The 18,466-nt window shown below is 52.0% G+C and carries 13 protein-coding genes; 2 read left to right on the forward strand and 11 right to left on the reverse strand.

Annotated elements, in window-relative coordinates:
* Nucleotides 1–19 precede the first annotated feature (19 nt).
* From KTT_RS29530 to KTT_RS29540, 3 genes are all read right to left on the reverse strand, one after another.
* Nucleotides 20–427 (reverse strand): response regulator, encoded by a 408-nt coding sequence (locus KTT_RS29530; RefSeq protein ID WP_126601275.1) that lies wholly within the window; start codon nucleotides 425–427, stop codon nucleotides 20–22.
* A complete protein-coding gene (locus tag KTT_RS29535; RefSeq protein ID WP_126601276.1) occupies nucleotides 427–2,769 on the reverse strand; it encodes an ATP-binding protein in 2,343 nt (780 codons plus the stop codon). Before KTT_RS29535 ends, KTT_RS29530 begins: the two co-directional genes overlap by 1 nt.
* Nucleotides 2,770–3,064: 295 nt before the next feature.
* Nucleotides 3,065–3,265, reverse strand: coding sequence for a hypothetical protein (locus KTT_RS29540; RefSeq protein WP_126601277.1), 201 nt, complete (start codon nucleotides 3,263–3,265; stop codon nucleotides 3,065–3,067).
* A 218-nt stretch (nucleotides 3,266–3,483) separates the two neighbouring features.
* On the opposite strand from KTT_RS29540, the gene KTT_RS29545 reads away from it, so the two are divergent.
* A complete protein-coding gene (locus KTT_RS29545; protein ID WP_126601278.1) occupies nucleotides 3,484–3,990 on the forward strand; it encodes a GNAT family N-acetyltransferase in 507 nt (168 codons plus the stop codon).
* 13 nt (nucleotides 3,991–4,003) lie between these two features.
* Here the strand turns inward: KTT_RS29545 and KTT_RS29550 are convergent, their stop codons facing one another.
* The gene (locus KTT_RS29550; protein WP_126601279.1) at nucleotides 4,004–4,675 is read right to left on the reverse strand and encodes a copper resistance CopC family protein; all 672 of its coding nucleotides are present in this window, start codon (nucleotides 4,673–4,675) and stop codon (nucleotides 4,004–4,006) included.
* A gap of 164 nt (nucleotides 4,676–4,839) precedes the next feature.
* Nucleotides 4,840–6,711 (reverse strand): glycosyltransferase family protein, encoded by a 1,872-nt coding sequence (locus KTT_RS29555; RefSeq protein ID WP_126601280.1) that lies wholly within the window; start codon nucleotides 6,709–6,711, stop codon nucleotides 4,840–4,842.
* A gap of 329 nt (nucleotides 6,712–7,040) precedes the next feature.
* On the opposite strand from KTT_RS29555, the gene KTT_RS29560 reads away from it, so the two are divergent.
* Nucleotides 7,041–8,711, forward strand: a complete 1,671-nt coding sequence (locus KTT_RS29560) for a thiamine pyrophosphate-binding protein (protein WP_126601281.1) — start codon at nucleotides 7,041–7,043, stop codon at nucleotides 8,709–8,711.
* Nucleotides 8,712–8,773: 62 nt separating this feature from the next.
* On the opposite strand, the gene KTT_RS29565 is transcribed toward KTT_RS29560, so the two are convergent.
* The 6 genes from KTT_RS29565 to KTT_RS29590 form a co-directional block, all read right to left on the reverse strand.
* Nucleotides 8,774–10,399, reverse strand: a complete 1,626-nt coding sequence (locus tag KTT_RS29565; RefSeq protein WP_126601282.1) for a UxaA family hydrolase — start codon at nucleotides 10,397–10,399, stop codon at nucleotides 8,774–8,776.
* 390 nt (nucleotides 10,400–10,789) lie between these two features.
* A complete protein-coding gene (locus KTT_RS29570; protein ID WP_126601283.1) occupies nucleotides 10,790–12,115 on the reverse strand; it encodes a nickel pincer cofactor-dependent isomerase, group 22 in 1,326 nt (441 codons plus the stop codon).
* A gap of 149 nt (nucleotides 12,116–12,264) precedes the next feature.
* Complete coding sequence (locus KTT_RS29575) at nucleotides 12,265–13,947, reverse strand: oligosaccharide flippase family protein (RefSeq protein WP_126601284.1); 1,683 nt, start codon at nucleotides 13,945–13,947, stop codon at nucleotides 12,265–12,267.
* Nucleotides 13,948–14,187: 240 nt separating this feature from the next.
* Nucleotides 14,188–16,071, reverse strand: coding sequence for an FHA domain-containing protein (locus KTT_RS29580; protein WP_126601285.1), 1,884 nt, complete (start codon nucleotides 16,069–16,071; stop codon nucleotides 14,188–14,190).
* Between the two features lie 298 nt (nucleotides 16,072–16,369).
* Nucleotides 16,370–17,698 carry a cytochrome P450 gene (locus KTT_RS29585; protein ID WP_160146215.1) on the reverse strand — a complete coding sequence of 443 codons (1,329 nt, stop codon included), beginning with the start codon at nucleotides 17,696–17,698 and terminating at the stop codon, nucleotides 16,370–16,372.
* A gap of 134 nt (nucleotides 17,699–17,832) precedes the next feature.
* Entirely contained in the window at nucleotides 17,833–18,465 is a 633-nt protein-coding gene (locus tag KTT_RS29590; RefSeq protein ID WP_126601287.1) for a TetR/AcrR family transcriptional regulator, read from the reverse strand.
* Nucleotide 18,466: the final 1 nt, after the last annotated feature.

Raw genomic sequence — 18,466 nt, forward strand, 5'->3', positions numbered from 1 at the left:
GCAGAACGACGGCCTCAAACTAGTAACCAACGAGCAATTCCATCGTTCGTGTAAAATGATCAAAGTGCACAGGTTTAAGCACATAGCTGTTCGCACCACACTCATAACAGAACGCAACATCCCGAGGATTTGAAGAAGTCGTCAAAATCACCACGGGAAGCCGCTTCAGGGCCGGATCTTGCTTTATGCGCTCCAGCACAACGCGTCCATCCAGGCCGATCAAATTCAGGTCCAACAAAACTAACGCTGGCAAGGAAGTATCCGCCAGGTGGGTGTACTTGCCACGCCGGTAGAGAAAGTCCAATGTTTCTTCTCCCCCGGTGCAGCGCACGATGGGATAAGAGACAGCTAGCTTCTTAAAGATGCGATTTAACGTAAAGAAATCCTCATCGCTATCCTCAGCAATCAGGATCGATGGCGCGTTCATCACAACTCCTTCTCTGACGAACCGAGGGTCCAGAAGAATGTCGAGCCCTGGCCCTCAACTGACTCGACCCAGATCGTTCCTCCATGGAGCTCAACGATTTTTTTCACGATGGTCAATCCCGCGCCTGTCCCTCCACCAAACGCATCACGGCCATGCAGGCGTTTGAAGATACGGAAAATTGTTTCAAAATGCTCAGAGGCGATGCCAATACCATTATCGCGAATATAAAAGACGGGTAGGCCGTGACCAAGCGCCTGCGCTGCTGGCGGCGTTAGCTGTCCCCTGGCCTTCAGATAGGACAGGTGCTCTTGCTGCTCAAAAGCTGAAAGCACACCAATCTCAATCTGGGGTCTCTGCTCGCCTGCATATTTGATCGCATTGCCGATGAGATTCAAGAACACCGCACCGACGCGGGAACCATCGCAAACCACCGATGGTAAAGGGGCTCGAACGCGAATGCAGGCGCCACTCTCTTCAATGCGAGCCTGCAATAATGCCATCGCCTGCTGCAACACAAGATTTAAATCCGTCTCGCGCATCGATAGATCCGCGCGTCCCACACGCGAATAATACAGCAATGAGTTCATCAGATCTTCCATGCGCTGTGACAGAGAGACCAGCGTGCGCAGCTTATAAACCCCTTCTTCGTCCAATTGCTCTCCATAATCCTCCAGCAGAAAATGGGCATAATTATGAATACCGCGCAGAGGCTCTTTCAGGTCATGGGAGGCCGCATAAGCAAAGGTATCCAGCTCGATATTGCTGCGCTCCAACTCGCGATTCAGCCGGGCCATCTCCTCAGCCTGTCGGAGCAGCGCACGAATAATCGCAGATCGTAAGCGATCGACGGCCTCTACTTCGCAGAGCTGCCAGGGCTGGGACATACCATACACCTGCTGCTTCCATACCTCGAAGGAGCGGCGCGGCGAAAGTTGAGAGCCCTGTCGCACCACATCGACCGGTTTATGCGGATCTCCTCCCCAGTGAACCGTCTGCACGATCTCGGGACGGAACCACAGTATATAGTGGCGCAACGATCTGGAGAGCACAAGCGCCAGCAAACCACTGGCTACCGTCTGAAACGCCGCGGCAGCAGGATAGAGCGAGGAGAGCTTATTGGTAACCAGTATCTGATCCTCCGATTGCTGCACGAGCCAGTCGAGCAGTTTATCAACCTGAGAAGGTGATGGCGTCTGACCCAACAACCGGCACGCCCCATCCACACATACAGCCACCCCACCGGCCGCGATAAACTCCAGCGCCGTTGGAGCGTGGTGTGTAAAGGCGTCGGCCAGCGACAGCTTCTCGGTAGAGATCGCTTCGATCAACTGACTGTGCCTGGTTTGCAACTGCACCACGTATTCACGTTCCTCACGCTCTTCCACCAGCGGCAACTGTAGAGACATAATGCGTCCAATCAGTTCGCAGGCCGTACGTAGATCGTATGGGACGTACCTGGGAGTGTAATGATGGCAGGCGATCAGGCCCCACAGAGTATCCTCAACGATCAGCGAGATCGACATAGAGGCCGCCACGCCCATATTGCCGAGGTATTCGAGGTGAACGGGAGAAACGCTACGCAGCACGGCATAGCTCATATCCAGAGGTTGATTGGTCAGTGGATTCACAGACGGAATGAGCGTGGCAGGTCTGTAGTTGCAATCAGGAATGAGACGCAGCCAGTTCAACTGATATAGTCTCCGGGCCTGAGCGGGAATATCGGAAGCCGGATAATGCAGATTAAGATACGGACTCAGATCTTCCCGTCTAGCTTCCGCGCGCACGACACCGTGTCCATCAGCCTCAAAACGATAGATCATCACGCGATCAAAGCCGGTCAGTGCGCGTACGTGTTCGGCCACCTGTTGGGATAGCATAGAGATCGAAGTCGCCCGCTGAAGTCGTGTGAAGGTGGACTGAATCGTATAATAGATATCCTTTGACGATGTAGCGTCAGCGGGCAATCCCGCCTCCGCGATTGGCTCCAACTCAAGGATCAGCACATCATGCACGCGATGAACAATGCTATCAAAACGCTGCGGCACACCGAGCAGTTTCACGGTAAACAGATAGACAGGATTATGCTCTAGCGGCTCCAGATGAAGCCCACGGAGTGCCGCAACATGCTCGGCGGCTAACCAGTTTTTCAGGGGTGTGCCCAGCATAGCCTCTGGAGCCACACCCAGTATATCCCTGGTATTATTGCTCACCTGTACAATAGTCAAGTCCGGTTCGCCGAGCGCCAGTAAAACACCATGCGGCTGAATAGAACCGGGAATGTGAATAGGTTCTTGATCGCAGGTTGTTAGATCAACAGAAAACATAGAGGTAGTGCCGGCCATATTCACGCTTCTCCTCCTCTCAACTGCTTGCTGGCTAAATACCAGATGATAACCTGTTAAAACCTGTTTGCTCGGAGAGAAACACTTTTTCTCATGCATATTTGCCTGCATCTGTACAGTATATATTCACATGAATTGAATTAGTATTAAATTATAAATCAACAACAAGGAGGAAGCAAGATAAACAATTGGCTTGCTCAAAATTTCGGCGTGGATGGAGGGGGAAGGTCTTTCTTGTGTTGGTGCATGGGGGTGCGCATCCGCGCACCCCCATGCACCAACACAAGACTAACTCTTAAGAGGCAACGGTAGTGAGGAAAGGCGTCAGATTGCGCTTCTTACAGGCCGGGCAATCCCAACTAATCATATTTAAGAAATGAATATCTTTGCCACCATCGGCAAGACCAATCGTAAAAGTCTTCTTACAATTCATACATTGAATCGCTCTTGCAACATTGGGGTCAGACTGAGGATTTCGAGCAGGCATATCTGTCATCTGAATACTCCTTTTCCCTCTCCAAAGAAGAGCGTGACGCCATAAAAATGGCGATATTAAGGCTGTATTAAATAGACGAATGAAAACAGGTACAATCAAGTTTTTCACTATGGTCGCTGGAAGCAAGAATCACTGCCATCTGGTAAGAACACACTTTATGGTGTATCGTAGAAGTGGTACTGATAAAAGATGAGATAAAAAGTAGAGGTAAAGATCCGATGAGAAAAGCAACACTTCCCCTGATCACCGATTACGCGTTCCGCTATCTGACGCTGGCAGACACGGACAACGTGCAAGACCTCTATGAGCGCTGCGCGGATTATGTAGAGCTGGTAACCGGGCACAAACCAGAGTCGGTCGCGGCCCAGCGGATCTTCACAGAAATTCCCACCGGCAAAACGTATAATGACAAATTGCTCATCGGTATTTTTACGCCGGACAACAAATTGATCGGCATCATCGATGCTATTCGCGATTATCCCACCACGCAAGAATGGTATCTCAATCTCTTATTGCTTGATCCTCAAGAACGCCATCGAGGATTGGGGGAAAAGATCTATCATGTCTTCGCGGGGTGGGCGGCTACGCAGGGAGCGCAAACGATTAGCCTGACCGTACTCACGCAAAATACGCAGGCGTTACGCTTCTGGCAGCGGTTAGGCTTCGAAGCCAGCGAGTATACGGATGACGGTGCCCAGCGAACCGCCCTGCGACGAAGAATATAGAGGCAGGAGTACCTCACTCATCTTCAGATGGCGGGATCAAAGCGATGGAACGACGATACCCCTCTTGCTGTGAGAATGACCACATGACACCGGCGCCCACCAGCAATCCCAGCAGCCCGATCAGGCCAGTTATCCACAGAGGAACGCCGATACGATCGGGCCGCGGTGCTATCGTGGGAGCAGACGGGCGAGATGGCGTGCTGGTCAGCGTATTTTTAAGGACAGGGCTGATGTGAACAAAAAACCGAAAGCTGCCACCATCACGATAGCTTCCCTGGGCGGACATGGTATGCCAGTTCACAATATAGAGCTCCGATTGATCCCCTTGCATATCAATCACCAGGGTAGCAGGATCGGCCTTATCTATACGCGTGGGACCTGTATCGACCCGCCTGCCACTCACATCGAGCACCGCAAGCGTGCTATGCTGGATATCTACCCGAGTTGAGAAATGGACAGCAATGGTGGTCGGAGGCTGCGGCAAGAGAGCATTCATAGCGGGCTTGGAATCGACATATTCCGCGTACGTAGCTGGTGTGGAACTTGCCAGCGCCAGCGCTGGAAAATAACCAGCCGCGATGATGACTACCAAAGCTGCCCGCACAGGCACAGTTCCACACCAGACACAGCGCCATACGCGCCACATCCACACATGCTCATGTTTACGATATTGCATCCATTCCATAGCAACAACACCCCTCAATTCACCGTACCGTATTCTCGCCCCATAGCCAGAGCTTCATTATGAACAATCGGCATCCGTCCCATCAAAATATATCTATTCAAGGACGTAAAAATCAATTACCCATTTTGCCATCATCATAATGAGGGGATCGAGAGGTGCTGCAGCTAGACGGGAACAAAAACGTGATAGCCAGGAATATTCATAATTCGGTACGTCAATGGCGATTGTTTTAAGCGTATCTGATTAATCAGGTACTTGTCCGGGTCTGAGTTCAACGCAAAAACATAAGCCGTCCGCGGTGCCTGTTGGACCTCGGTCAGGTAAGCAGGATAACGATTAAAGCCTTCCTTCAACTGCGAGTTCACCACAGCACAGATAATATTTTCATTACTCATAAAAATAAGGTTGTTGCAAATCCAGTAATCAGAATAAATATACTTTAGATGAAGCTTCTCTAAATTCTGAATATCACTCTGCTGACGCTGATAAACAAACTGAGCCTGCGGTATTCCCGTAACAAATATATCAACCATACCGCTCACATAAGAAAAGAATATCAGCCCGAGTATCAATATACGGACAATCGATAAACTTATCTCTTTTGCTTTAAATTGCAGCAGCAGCGCACCTAATCCATCCCATAAGGGCCATAGGACTACTGGCATTGAAATCAGCATACATATCAAATAACGTGAGGTGGGGCCAGGAGCGAATGCAGATGCTGAACTTGAAATAAACAGGAACAACGTACCAATAGAGCAAACCAGCACCATCAGGCGGCCGCATTCAATAATCAGCCCGCGGCTCTGCTCAAATGTCCACTCCGGATGCCACCGGGACGTCCCTTGCCGCACACGCCAAAACTTCCAGATAGCCCATCCAGACATAATAGCAGCAATGCACCACATAGTAAGATAACCAATACTCCAGCCGAAATGTGTTACCACACATGATACAGATATATGCCCAAATAGAGGAAACTGAGCCTGGGTGCAACCAGAATTCTCGCCAAGGATCCCAGGAAGAGCTATACCGAAGGTGCCAACTAACGACTGCCTCAAATTTGTATGGGCTCCCGATCCCCCATTATGAAGACGTAGCAGCACCACAATAGCATTCTGATCCCACGGAACGCTAACATTATAAATAATGAGAGGAGCGAGGCCAACGAGCACGCCAAGAACTAGAGCCACACCGGCCCAGGAGAAACACTCACGACGGCAAAAGAGCAGCAAATAAAGTATACCCATGCAAGCAAAGGGCAAAATCAGCATATCTTCCCATATAGATAGGCCAATAATCACCCCCAACACACTATAGATAAAGATACGTATTCCATTCGTACGTTTCATTGCATCAATTTTATATGTATATAAAGCCAGCCAGATTGTAATTGCACAAATGGCTACGGCAAAAAATTCAGTTTCCGCATATCCCCCAATGGCCTTTAGCTGATGCAGCACAATACCCTCTGTGCCAAAACTGAAGAGCAAGCAAATAAAATGTCCAAATTTTCGTGTATACAATAAAGTAGTTAAAGCATATAAGCCCAACAAAAATAAGGCAAAGAACAATAAAAGTTCCAGTCGCAAAGCAAAAAGAGAGGAACCCAATAAGTGAAATAAAGGAGCAGCCAGGTAAGCTTCGATTGGTCCCATATAAGATTGGCCATAGTAGAAGATCGGCCACTCCCCTTTATAGGCGATATGGCGTGCCATCAGCCCCATAGTGGTCTCATCACTATTGGTAGTAGGCCAGTTAAAAGAGATGAGGAGTACGCGCAGTAGAATCGCTAATATGACGATACCAATCAAGTAGCGTTCGTGTTTTCCAATATGGAAACGCTTTAAATTAAGAAGTAGTTTCATAGGATGATATAGAAACCTTTCAATGCTGCTTTTCTTTATAACCTGACAATTCTGACTACATATATCACGTTGAAACCATAAATAATATTCGGTTAAGCGCATCCTTAAAAGGAAAGCAAAAAAACGCCACTTCTTTCCTTTACCTATATTACCGTAACGTTGATACATTTTTATCGTCTTATTTTATATATCATGTCCCCCCAAAAGTCACAACAATAAACGCAACAATAAACGAAAAACAGTCCTTTTGGGTATCTTACATAGAGGAAAATACACACGCGGATGTTTATTATAACCAGCTTCTGAAAAAGAAGAATCGCCGCGTCTCTCGCGCAATAAGATACCAGTCCCATTGAAGGTGCCCGATCATCCAGAATGTGGTAAGCTAATAAAAAAAGAAGAGCATCACATATATCAATGGGACGTCTGGCTAGACGTCCTATCACTGTGTTTATATATAATGATCGTTAAACTTTAATTATTGAGGAGTCTCTCGCGTGACCAAAAGGCAGCATCTTACTGGCGCTCAAGCAGTCATCGCAGCACTACGCGCAAACAACGTGGATACCGTTTTTGGTATTCCAGGTGTACATACATTACCGATCTATGACGCCATCTACAATGAACCAGGAATGCATCATATCCTGGCACGCCATGAGCAAGGTGCTGGCTTTATGGCCGAAGGCTACGCACGAGCCACAGGACGTCCCGGTGTGGTCTTTACCATCACGGGACCTGGCGCCACCAACGTCACCACGCCGGCCGCCAGTGCCTACGCCGACTCTGTCCCATTATTAATTATCAGTAGCTCCCAGTCGCGTGCGTCACAGGGACACGGACGAGGTGAGCTGCATGAGGTTAAGGACCAGCTGGGCCTGATGCAATCGCTGGTAGGCTGGACGCGCTCCGTCAATTATGTTGAAGAGATTTCGGAAGCGGTGCACGATGCTTTTCGCGTCATGCAGCAGGGCCGGCCGCGCGGCGCCTACATTCAGATCCCCTGCGATCTGCTCAGCCTGCAGGCCGATGTAGACATTACGATCCCCGGCCCCTTTGAGCGTCCACTCCCCTCCATTGAATCTCTGGCGGAAGCGGTAGAGATCTTACGCGAATCCGAACGCCCACTGATCGTGGCGGGAGCCGGGGTCACGGCGGCCAACGCCAACCAGCAGTTATTGCAACTGGCCGAGCTCCTGCAGGCACCGGTTCTCCTCGGCAGCAAGAGTCACGACGTACTGCCGACCAACCATCCGCTGGTACTGGCGACCAACGACAATCTGCCGCTGGATTTAGATGCCTTTACAGCGACCCGCGACGCGGTACTGGTCGTGGGCAGCAAGCTGGGCGCGGAGAGGACCGCCGACCGGCGCCTGCCACTGCCGGAGCGCATGATCCATATCGATATCGATCCCACAGAGATTGGACACAACTACCGCACCCAGGTGGGCATTGTCTCAGATGCCCGGGTAGCCCTGGAGGCGCTCTATAAGTTCCTGAAAGAGTATCCCCGCGAACGTACCGCGCCATATAGCGCTCTGGATGATCTGCGCGAAGCCCTCTACCTGCATACGGTGGCGTTCCAGGGAGAGAACTTCACCATGCTAGAGGGTGTCCAGAGCGCGCTGTCGCAATTGCCAGCCGATACCATGGTGGTAGCGGACATGACCATGCTCGGTTATGCTGCGGCCCAGCATCTCACCATGCGCCAACCACGCACATTTATCCATCCAGCCGAGCTCTGCACCATCGGGAGCGGTCTGCCCCTGGCTATCGGAGCCCAGATCGCGCACCCAGGACGCGCGGTCATCGCTTTATGCGGGGATGGCGGCTTTCTCTTGAATAGCAGCGAGCTGGCCACCGCGGCCCAGGAAAAACTCCCGATCATAGTAGTTATTTTTAATGACGCAACTTATACCAGGGTAAAAACCGACCAGCGACGCAACTACAACAGCCACTATATCGCCACCGACCTGCTGGCCCCCGACTATGTAGCCATGGCGAAGGCTTTCCATGCCGAAGGCATCCGCGTCAACTCACCCGAGGAACTAAGTCAGGCCATCCAGAACGCCACCCGCCATGCCGGCCCGACCGTCATCGAAGTCCCCCTGCTTCCCCGGCACTGGCAAAACCAGCGTTCCACAGAACAATCAGTAACCACACTGGCATAAATATAAATGGGAAGACATCGGGCACCCGATGTCTTCCCATTTATATTTATGCCAGATCAACGCTACATGGTAGCCCCAAGAATCCACGGGGCAAACTCCTCTTCACCCAGGTCCTGGGCCTCACTCTTGCTCGGCCTGCCACTGGCCACGGCGATCACCTCATCCAGGATACGCCGCCCCACTTCTTCAAGGCTAACGCCATCGAGCACGACGCCCGCGTCGATATCGATATCGTCAGACATATTTTCGTACAGGGCGGTATTGGAAGAGACCTTAATTGAGGGGGCCGGCTTGAAACCAAACATCGAACCGCGACCGGTGGTAAAGACGATGATGTTGCAGCCGCCAGCTACCTGGCCGGTCACCGAAACCGGATCATAACCGGGAGTGTCCATGACAACCAGGCCGCGCTCCGTGATGGGCTGCGCGTAGTTATAAACCGCATTAAGAGGTGTCGTGCCGCCCTTGGCCGTCGCCCCCAGTGACTTCTCGTAGATGGTAGTCAGACCACCGAGCTTGTTGCCGGGTGATGGATTGTTGTTCATCTCCATGTCGTTGATGGCCGTATAATGCTCCCACCAGCGCAGACGCTCCACAAAGCTCTCGCCCACCTCACGACTGCGCGCGCGTCGCAGCAGGATATGTTCAGCGCCGTAAATCTCGGGGGTCTCACTCAACACAGCGGTTCCACCCTGGCGCACCAGTTCATCAACGCAGAAGCCCAGGCCAGGATTCGAGGTGATACCGCTCCAGCCGTCGCTACCACCGCACTGCAGAGCCAGCTTCAGTTCGGAGATAGGAACCTCTTCACGCTGCACGGCGTTCACCTGCGGCAGCAGTCCTTCGATGATACGCACCCCTTCGGCGATAGTATGCGCAACGCCATGGTTCTCCTGCAGAGTCAAAAAGTGCGGCTGCTTCCACTGCTGTGCGTCGTCCAATCGCATGGCCTGGATCATCTCCTGCAGTTGATTGCTCTCGCAGCCCAGGCCAACCAGCAGGTAGGCGCCCACATTAGGATGCAGGGCCATGCCGGCCAGCACCCTCTGCAGCTGCTCGACCGCCGCGCTCCCCGTACGCATGCCGCAACCGCTCTTGTGCGTCAAGCCAATCACCCCATCGATATTGGGATAGGCCTGCATAATCTCAGGACCAAAGTGCCGCTCAATAGCACGCACCGTCGAGGCCGAGCAATTTACCGAAGCGATAATCGCCACATAGTTGCGCGTCCCCACGCGGCCATCGGGACGCCGATAGCCCATAAACGTACGGCGCTGCCCCTCCGGCACATATTCCACCGGGCGTACATCCACCCCATACTGATACTCCTGCTTCAACTCGCCAACCGACAGATTGTGGCTATGCACATGCTCGCCCGGCTGGATAGCTCGCGTGGCAAAACCGATCACCGAACCATAGCGGCGCACCGGCTGGCCCTCAGCCACCGCATGCAGCGCCACCTTATGCCCCGAGAGTACCCGCTGCACCACCTCTACCTGTCCCCCCAACTCACCCGGAAGACGCAAAACCACGCCCCGGCTCAGCGGAACACGCGCGATGGCCACATCGTCTTGCGGATGCAGTAAGATCGCCACCTCGTTCAATTCAACCGGTTCTCCACGCGCCGCCACCCCGGTCTGAATGGTATGCAATGGCGTAGATGTTGTCGATGCTTCTCGCGTATCCATAGATAGAGCTCCATTCTATTTCTATAATCTCTATTTCATATCAGATAAAGCTTCAATCCCTACAATCGGAGTAACGATCTTTCTAGAGTGTGCCCAACTTCCGCCATGTTGGAGGCATGTGCGCCCTTACAGGTATAGGTTTTTTGGAGCGGGGTCCAGGGGCGGCAGCCCATGGCGGGGTTTCAGGGGTGTCCCCTGATTTTCCCTCTCCTTGTGCCGCCGTCAGGCGGCACAAGCGGGTTCAAGGGGCAAGGCCCTTGAAAACCTATACTTGAAAGGCATGTGCGCCCCCGGTGCACCAACAATTAAAGAACTCTTGAGCACCGCAGGAGCAAAACCTCATACAGGGAGCAGGCAATGATCACTAAAGTCAGACACGTCTTACAATGGTCAGGTGTGAAAGCGCAAAATATGTTCAAAGGATGGTAGGGTATTATCATCCGCTACATAAAAGGGCTCGGGGGGCCCCAGCAGCTCGATGTCGCAGTCAGAACGCAGGTGCTCCAGACTGGCCGGGCTGGCGAGCAGGTATTCCAGACTCAAAGTATTTTTGATGCGTGCCAGGCGTACCTGCGTCAGATCCGGCCTACCGCAACTGCGGATCGCGGCCGCCACGGCCTCACGCTCGCTCTCCATAATCGGCGGCAACTTGGTAGAGTTTAAAGCGATCACGCCGGCTGTCAGGCTATTGATATAAAACGACTGGCTATCCAGTTGCTCATAGAGCCGGGCGGTCGTAAAATCGGCCATTCCCAGTCCGATCGCGTTACCGTGCGAAGCCTCGGTCAGACGTAGCACCGCGATCGCCGTCGCCTCCACCGCCGTCCGCTTCTGGGGACCCCAGCGCATGCGACCGGTAATATTGGGATCCATGCCCGCTCCACTGATATTTTTCCCTATCTCATCCACCACCAGAACATCCAGTTCATCCCATGGCAGACGCGGCATCAAAGCGCGGGCCCGGTCCAACAGCAGGCGTTCAGGCTCGGTACCGATACCCTCAGGAGGGATACAGGCAATCTCCGCCACCTCATCGTATGCATTCTCAACGATCGCCAATCCACACAGGATAGCTGCATGGGCGACCGAGAATCGCGCCACCTCTGGAAGCTGCACGCACAGCCCATCCAGTCCCCAGGAGTGCAGCGTCAACGCGCCCTTATGCTTGCCCAGGCCGATGGCCAGCATCTTTGACAGCCCGCTCTCGATAGGAGCGGTAAAGTCGGTGTGTGGCTTGACGCGATTGAGTACGATAATGCCATCCGCAGCATTGGCGGCACGATCTATGTGGACTGGCAGGCCATTGGGCAAGGTACCCAGCAGATCCACGTCTAGCGAAGAGATAATGGGTGCACCGCAATATTCCTCGGTTACGCCCAGACTCTCCACAATCTCACGCTGGCCCTCGGGTGTTGCCCCGCCATGACTGCCCATAGCCGGCACGATAAAGGGTTCGGCGCCGTACTGCTTCAAAGTCTCAGCCACGGTACGCACAACTAACGCCAGATCCGCGATCCCCCGACTACCCGCCGTGATCGCGATACGCGCCCCCGGCCTGATCTGCTCTCTTAAATTCCGGGACTCGATGGCCTCTACGACAGCGCCGGCTACATCTTCAACGCGAGGGCGCGGAAAACGCTGACGCAACAACTGCAGCGGCGGTAGAGGGACAGAAGAAAATAATTGATAAGTATCTCGATATGGGCCAAAAGCCATATGAAAACCTCCGACGGTGGGTGCTTGCATCTCCACACAACAACGTAGAAGATACAGGAGAGGATGCGCTACATTTTCATCGGTTTATGCAATAATACCATATTAGCGCCAAAACGCTCCGTTATTTTCCCTGTAAGGTACATCAGATATCACGAGGCCGGGCGCAGCCTGAATTTACCAAGCAGGTGGGCAAAGACAAACAGATCCTCAGGGGAGAAGCGAAGGAGGATGAGGGCAAAACAGTAGGTGATAATGAAAAGGATCATGGCGCCAAGGGTAACGAGCACGCGAAACATATCTGACTCAATCTGCATACAGTGCAGGATAAGGTAACCGGTCAGCACTGCCAGGCCACCTGCCAGCAATGGCTTATACAATTGCCAGCGCAATGGCTGCATCTTCAGGTACCAGTTGACCCAACAAAAACTCAGTCCGTAGGTAATAAGCGAGGAAAAAAAGATACTTAGCGCCGCTCCCATGGCGGCATAAAGCTGGATCATAATACATGAAAGTATGATGTTGGCACCAATAGAAAGCGTGCTATTGAGCATGATCAGGCGCGGAGGCGCTACCATAACGAAGATGTAAGATGCTGGTCCCAGCACGGCATACACCAGAAATCCCACGCAGATAATGATCAACACGGTTTCATAACCAGCATAGGCGGCTCCAAAGCCTTGCAGCACGACCTGCCGGAAGATTAAGAGCCAGAGAAAGACTGGCAGGCTCAATAAGATAGACCAGCGCGTCACTGCGGCATACATCCGCGTGATGCGCACTGGCAAGCCGTGATAGTAGTACTCGGCAATCAAAGGGGTATAGCGGACGGAGAGCGCCGCCAGCGGCATGGTGACAAAAATCGCGGCCCGCTCGGCAACAAGGTAGCCAGCCGCCTGGCCGGGGGTAGCCAGCAATCCAAGCAACAAGGCGTTCAGCGTATCCGCCAGCGCATAGATCAGTCCATTAAAAAACAGTGGCAGGCTCAAGGCCAGCCAGCGGCGCACCTGGTAGCTGGCGGGCAACACATGCGGCGTATGCCGCTTCACAATACGCATCAGCACCAGGTAACCAATGCCAACCGCGAATAGATAGCCCACAATGGTGGAGAAGCTAAGCCCCTCCACCTTCCAATCCAGTAGAAAAGCCAGCACTAACATGATCAGGGTCAGAACCGGCTGCACAATACGCTCGATATACATCTTCCAGAGCACTTCTTTAAAGGCCTGCAAGCCCGCCGCGATCACCGTCTGTAGAGCGATCAGTGGTATCAGTACAGTCATCTCGCGCAGCAACAGGGTACATGAAGCATCATGGTAAAAGAGCAGCGCGATCCGAGGAGCATAAACAAAGAAGAGCAGGCCAGCAAACAGGCCCAGGACTATAGTAATCAGCAGGATAAAGCGGGTCAGGCCCACAACCAGTTTCAGCTCGCTCTTTAAGAGATAACGAGGAAGAAGGCGAACAAAGACAATGTCAAAGCCCGATTTAGCGATCCAGCCGAGAATATAGGTCAGACTAAATATTTCGCCAAACATGCCATAGACAGCCGGTGAAACCATGCGGGCCATCAATATATTCGCAACATAGCGCATCAGCGTCGACCCAAGATAACCCCCGCTGACAACAGTACCGCCACCCACAACCTCGCTCATATCTATACAGAGAGCTATCAGTTCTTTAGACATCAGTGCCGGAACCACTGATGTCACGGGCTCAGATCGCACACACTCAGCAACCAGTACATCATCTATACGTGCATCGTCACCATGAACAGCCAGCCGAGATTGATGATCGTGCCGGACCAATCGCTTGCGAGCACGTATCAGCGACATACATCTACTCCTCCCGCCAACACTACCGCATCCGATCGTCGCCTTAACGGGGCCAGAATACCAATAAAAAGCAATATAGCTGCAAAATACAGTATATTTTCATTTTACTGGCTTTGCAAAAAATTGATGGACCAGGACTTCTGAACGATCAGTTAGCTAGATATGAGGTCGAAGGCACATTTTTAATGAATAAAATAGGTATGTGCCCCCAGGTTGTCGTTGAGGTATGAAGCATGCGGATCACGGCGTCATGATGCTGGTATTCAAGATCGTTTTTTGCCGCTCACGGAACTGGGTGCTATCGATAGCGTGTGTGTCCAGAAAAGCCGTCAGCGAAACAAAGAGCTGATATTCAACCAGCTTGAGATAGTGCTCCTTGTCCAACTGCTGAAAGTGGCGCTGATAATTCGTGGAACAGGCCTTCTCACGCAGGCTGGTGGCGGCCCCATAGTCAAACGTGGGCTTATGCTCAATCTCCTGCTGGGTGCGCCGCCGCCTGATCCACAGCCAGTCCTTCAGCATATGTCCTACCAGGCGATATGGGGTCAGCAAGATCAACAGTGCGTACGCGGGAACCGCAATCTGACCACATAGTTTCCAGAGACAACGCAGATCAAATCGCGTGCGCAATTCATCGATCTCGCGATAGCGCGCATCGATCGGTGGTAGGACATGATAATGGCCCTCAATCAACAGATTATTGCCGGTACGCTGGAAGCGCAGGAAGAAAGATAACACCAGATCTCCCTGCCAGGAATCTATCCGGTAGCATTGATAATAGCGAACCGCATCATCACTCATCTGTCCACCTGTACTGGTAAGTTCGGAAGCCGTCCCATCCTTATACATGCGCACCATCTCATCCTCCAGCCACGTCACCGGATGGGCAAAGGGGTTGGGCAGAAATTCCCTGCGCTCACGGATCTCTTTCCCATCGACGTATAGCTTATCCTCCACCAGCAGATTGCTCAGATTCAATTTCGCCATATCGCTGGCCAGGGTGTCATAGAGCTCACTTAACATAAAGGCCCTTGGATGCGCATTCTTCCCCAGCAGCGTCTTACCCCGAGAGATATCGATCACAAACGACCAGCTCTTCACGTGCGCACCCGAACCAGCGAATGGTGAAAAACCGCTATAGACCACCACATTGGCCGGACGCTGTGATAGACCCGTATTGAGATTCCATTCGATCGCCGGCGGTAAGGCAGCGCTCCCGGTATCAAGTACAAAATTATTACGACGGAGCTTATATACATCGGGCCCATAATAGCACCAGCAACGCTCAAGCATAATTACGATCCAGGCCAGCACGAATGGCAGGAGATAGGACATAAAACCAACAACTGGAAAAGCCGGAATAATCAGCCAGCATCCCAACACAAAAGCAACCAGTAGCACCATGTCGCGCAAGATGAAACGTCGTCGGGCCGCCAGCGCCCAGCGAGCAATCGTATAGACGCTGATACCAGAAGTATCACCAAAGGCGCGCACATTGTCATGGATAATATTGTTATTGACATAGTTACAGAACGTCTCATCGCTATAAGCGGCCATACAGAGATAACGCGTAACCTCGGCAGAACCGGAAAGGGTCATTTCAGGCGATGGTGTCTCGGCCTCGATAGATGGAACACGGGGAATGCCAGGGCCTTGCATCATGGGCGGGACCTGCGCCTGTTCAATCTCCGTCTCGACGGTACCGGTCCCCGGGAAAGGTTGCGCCGTAGCCACAAACTCACTGATGGGCCGCCGGCCGGTAGCATGTCTGCTGGTAAGCTGTTGCTCATTGGCGCTCTGTCGCACCGCCACTAATTGAAATCTCACCCCAAAATCACCCAGCGTAATCGTATCGCCATCGTGCAATTCACCGCGATGCGTTCGTTTCTGATTAATCGCCAGGTAGTTGGCCACATTGGAGACACCTATCATCAAATGTTCGTGGTCCTGCCAGATATGCGCGTGGCCAGGCTGCAGTCCAGATATACGAATAGTATCATTCAATGAGCTACCGATTGAAATAGAGAGCGAGGAAGAGATCTCATATCTCTGGCGTGCTAGCGGACCATTTAAAAACTGCAGAAACATACGATATGGCGTAGATACACCCATTTCCATCTTCATAGTACCCCCCTTACCAGATCTACCAATAAGTTCATGCCAGATATCCACACACAGTATACACAATCTTTGATATAAGAAATGCATAAAGATTCTTATGCATTCATGCGTTCAGCTAAGTTTAGGAGCGGTTTCATAGGTATATAAGCATTTAAAATTGCTTTGGGGTAAACTACCAGAAGGTACTATAAATCCGGTGGGCGTAAGCGCCACCACACGCGCGGCCGCGCTGGTTTTTAATGTGGTGTGGCAGGGGCGCGCCCCTGCCACACCACATTAACTAATCGATTGGGAGGATTCTTTATTGGCGTGTTACGCGCATGTAAATGCCGTGCAGGGGCATGCCGGTAACGCCATAGGCCTGGACGATCTCCTGATCAGGGACAAGTTCCAGGTTATAGTTGCGCAGGATGTGGGAGGCCATAGCTTTAATCTCCACCTGGGCAAAGTTGATGCCGATGCAGATGCGTGGTCCACCGCCAAAGCCGACCAGGGCATAAGGATTCTTCTTGTGCTCCTCACGGGGAGCCGCGAAGCGATCGGGATCAAATTTCTCAGGATCTTTGAAGATCTGTGGCAGCATATGCGAGCCAATGATGGAGTAGAACAGGAATGAACCGGCCGGCATATGATAGCCGTTGAAAACAAAATCCTCAGTCACGCCGCGTGGCCCATTGGGAACAGGAGCGTATAGCCGCTCGGCCTCACTGAGCGCGTTCTCCAGCACCTTCATACGCTTGATATCCTCTAAACCGGGATCAGCCTTCTGCCCCAGAATCTGCTCCTGCTCACGCAGGATACGCTGTGTGTAGTCGGGATGCTGCGTCAGCAGGTAGAGCAGCCAGGCACTCAGGCTGGTCGATGTTTCATGTCCGGCGATCAACAAAATGTTAACATGGGCGATGATCTGCTCCTCGCTCATAGCATTGCCAGCGGCATCGCGAGCATTGACCAGCAGGCTAAAAACATCATCCCCAGGATGGTGTCGACGCTCTTCGATCTTTGGATGCAACAACTGGGCGATCTCATAGTTGGTGCGCTTCAGATGCTGCATAAACTCTTCTTGCGTAGTGATCGTCTCTGGTGCTTCCAGCAAAGACATGTAGAGTTCACGGAAACGATCAACTTCCACCCCCGGCTTCAGGCTGGTCAACGCCTCGGCCGCCACTTCAAAGGTTAGTTTGCGCGTCTCCTCATATACGTTGACCTCGGGGCGCTCGGCCCAGCTGGCCACCTGTTCACGAATCACGCGGTTCATCAAAGGCAGATAACGATCCATATAGCTCACAGTGAACGCCGGATTCATCACTTTCCGCTGCTGGTCGTGCTCGGCTCCATCCATGCTCAACAGGCCACGCCCGAACATATCCACCACCGAGAAGATTGTTCCCCAGCCCACAAAATTAGAGAACTTCTGACGATTGCTCACCATCACAAAACGATTCGCCTCTGGTCCAACCATATAAACGATATCCGGCATATCGAAGAATCCAGAACGAAAGATGGGTCCATGCTTTGTGTAGGCCTCAGCCAGCAATTGTCCGAGGTGTAACTGGTAATCATCTGGCATGGTTACATAGGGAATAGCATCGTATGGGAGAGCCTGTGCCTGCTGGTCTACCGAATTCATAATTCTACTCCTGCATCGGTGAATGAAGTTCATTCACCGACAACCATCAATAATATTCTTTCTTAATGAATGAAGTTCATTCATTAGCATTACGCCACATAGTGGAAAAGGTTGTAGTTTTTAGTTACGAACTTTTAGCTATCTGATGAAGATCTATCCAGACCTTCGCGCAAAGAGGGACCAAAGAACAGACGCTCAACCATTTCGACGAGATAATCATGGTACAGTGCTTCACGCTCACCATTTTCGACCGCGAAACACTGATACATCACGTTGTCGCCCAATAAACATAGCAGCCGTGAATACATCTCTGTATGAAAAGGGGCCAGTTCGCCACGATCGATGGCACTCTGAAAGAGATCAGCCAGTATTATGCTAATGTGATCATCGGAGTCTTTATGACGCAACATCTCCTCTGAAGACTGCATATCGGTCTGCAAAAAAGTAATCAAATTTCTCTGCTCGCGGCTAACCCGAAAAATGCCATCCACCAATGCTCTGGGAATCTGGGCAAAGGGCAGGCTGCGCAGCCTGGGATCAAGGAAAGAGGTCGCGATCATCTCTCCGATGTCGAGCGCTACCGCTGTATACACATCGCGCTTATTGCGAAAATAGAGATAGACCGTACCAACAGCGATATTTGCCTCCCTGGCGATATCAGCGATGGTGGTCTCCTCATAGCCCTTCTGCACAAACAGTGTGCGCGCGGCCGCCAGAATAGCCTCTCGCTTCGAGCGCGATTCCGCAGATAATTTTTCCTGATCCATA

Origin of the sequence: Dictyobacter aurantiacus (assembly GCF_003967515.1) — a bacterium.
In the GTDB taxonomy this organism is placed as follows: Bacteria; Chloroflexota; Ktedonobacteria; order Ktedonobacterales; family Ktedonobacteraceae; genus Dictyobacter; species Dictyobacter aurantiacus.

Coding starts and splice junctions, on each gene's coding strand:
- KTT_RS29530 (WP_126601275.1), bottom strand. CDS start 427: ATGAACGCGCCATCGATCCTGATTGCTGAGGATAGCGATGAGGATTTC.
- KTT_RS29535 (WP_126601276.1), bottom strand. CDS start 2,769: ATGGCCGGCACTACCTCTATGTTTTCTGTTGATCTAACAACCTGCGAT.
- KTT_RS29540 (WP_126601277.1), bottom strand. CDS start 3,265: ATGACAGATATGCCTGCTCGAAATCCTCAGTCTGACCCCAATGTTGCA.
- KTT_RS29545 (WP_126601278.1), top strand. CDS start 3,484: ATGAGAAAAGCAACACTTCCCCTGATCACCGATTACGCGTTCCGCTAT.
- KTT_RS29550 (WP_126601279.1), bottom strand. CDS start 4,675: ATGGAATGGATGCAATATCGTAAACATGAGCATGTGTGGATGTGGCGC.
- KTT_RS29555 (WP_126601280.1), bottom strand. CDS start 6,711: ATGTATCAACGTTACGGTAATATAGGTAAAGGAAAGAAGTGGCGTTTT.
- KTT_RS29565 (WP_126601282.1), bottom strand. CDS start 10,399: ATGGATACGCGAGAAGCATCGACAACATCTACGCCATTGCATACCATT.
- KTT_RS29570 (WP_126601283.1), bottom strand. CDS start 12,115: ATGGCTTTTGGCCCATATCGAGATACTTATCAATTATTTTCTTCTGTC.
- KTT_RS29575 (WP_126601284.1), bottom strand. CDS start 13,947: ATGTCGCTGATACGTGCTCGCAAGCGATTGGTCCGGCACGATCATCAA.
- KTT_RS29580 (WP_126601285.1), bottom strand. CDS start 16,071: ATGAAGATGGAAATGGGTGTATCTACGCCATATCGTATGTTTCTGCAG.
- KTT_RS29585 (WP_160146215.1), bottom strand. CDS start 17,698: ATGAATTCGGTAGACCAGCAGGCACAGGCTCTCCCATACGATGCTATT.
- KTT_RS29590 (WP_126601287.1), bottom strand. CDS start 18,465: ATGGATCAGGAAAAATTATCTGCGGAATCGCGCTCGAAGCGAGAGGCT.